Source organism: Microcystis sp. LE19-10.1B, assembly GCF_027530565.1.
GTDB lineage: Bacteria > Cyanobacteriota > Cyanobacteriia > Cyanobacteriales > Microcystaceae > Microcystis > Microcystis aeruginosa.
In genome coordinates this window covers 1-1,308 of sequence record NZ_JAPZQM010000276.1, presented here as the reverse complement: position 1 = coordinate 1,308, position 1,308 = coordinate 1, and the positions used below count along the sequence as shown (strand labels likewise).

Sequence of the window (1,308 nt, the reverse complement as noted above, 5' to 3'; positions counted from 1 at the left end):
GGAATTTCTCCTTCAAGATGGGGAGTATAACTGCGCCGAATTTTTCCGCCAGGAATCGGTTTTACCGAGGGAATATAAACCCAATCAGGTGCTTTGACAACAGTTTGAGTTTTAACGGTAGCACACAAGCCAAAATTAGAGGCAATTAGCATCGATTCTAGAATTAGTCCTGCTAATTCTAACGATTCTCGTAAAGCGGCTGCTAATAGGGGCTGCAAGTTGTTGTCCACAGGTTCGTCAGGTAGAATAAAATCATCTGGCAGTTTTTCCCAGGTGATTATCGTTGATTTTGTCGGTAAATCAATAGCAGATGGTGTCATGTTTATCTCTTTTTCATTAAGAAAAGCCAAGAATACTTAAAAAAAGTCGGTTTTCCCTTAATCACCCTTGACAGAAATTTTTTAGCGTCAAGACAACATATTCTAACATTTCCCCCGTTAATCCGGGATAAATGCCCAGCCAAAAAACACTACTCATGATTTTATCGGCATTGCTTAAATCCCCAACAACTCGATAATTTAACCCCTTATAAAGAGGCTGGCGCAGTAAATTTCCCCCAAATAATAGCCTTGTGCCGATGCGTTTTTCCTCCAAATGCTTAACTAAATCATTGCGGCTAAAAGGCGCATTTTCCTTAACAAAAATTGGAAACCCGAACCAACTCGGTTCAGAATCGGGGCTGGCTTCAGGCAGAATTAAAACATCCTGAAGCTCCTGTAACTTTTGATGCAAAAAGTCGAAATTTTCCAGGCGCTTTTTGATAAATCCTGGCAATTTATCCAGTTGCGCTACCCCGACGGCGGCTTGCATATCCGTCATCTTCAGGTTATAACCCACATGAGAATAGGTGTACTTATGGTCATAGCCAAAGGGTAAATCTCCTAACTGCCAACCGAAGCGCTTATTACAGGTATTATCTACCCCCGGAGGACACCAACAATCTCTGCCCCAGTCACGGAATGACTCGACAATCTTTTTCAAGCGGGTATCACTGGTTAAAACCGCGCCCCCTTCTCCCATAGTCATGTGATGGGCAGGATAAAAGCTAACCGTTGCTAAATGCCCAAAGGTGCCGGTTTTTTGCCCTTTGTAAAGACTTCCCACCGCGTCACAGTTATCCTCGACTACCCAGAGGTCATGTTTTTCGGCAAAAGCCATCACCGCTTCTAAGAGAATTACAGAGAATGATTGATCCTATAATAACGGGAAAATCCTCAGAGTGAGGAACTCGCATGAAACCAGCATCCCTGATTCAACTAACCGATAGTCTGAAAGCCCTTTATATCAAAACTGCCCAAAAGCTGAAAG

The 1,308-nt window shown here is 43.0% G+C and carries 1 protein-coding gene and 1 pseudogene; both read right to left on the bottom strand.

Going from position 1 to position 1,308, the window contains the following annotated elements; genetic code table 11:
- Window positions 1-320 (bottom strand): annotated as a pseudogene (locus O9332_RS09900) (hypothetical protein); the annotation flags it as partial.
- Window positions 321-381: 61 nt separating this feature from the next.
- A complete protein-coding gene (gene rfbH, locus O9332_RS09895; protein WP_288025206.1) occupies window positions 382-1,158 on the bottom strand; it encodes a lipopolysaccharide biosynthesis protein RfbH in 777 nt (258 codons plus the stop codon).
- Window positions 1,159-1,308 lie beyond the last annotated feature (150 nt).

Excerpts from the sequence above, each read along its gene's own strand:
- rfbH (WP_288025206.1), bottom strand. The coding sequence starts at position 1,158 with ATGGCTTTTGCCGAAAAACATGACCTCTGGGTAGTCGAGGATAACTGT.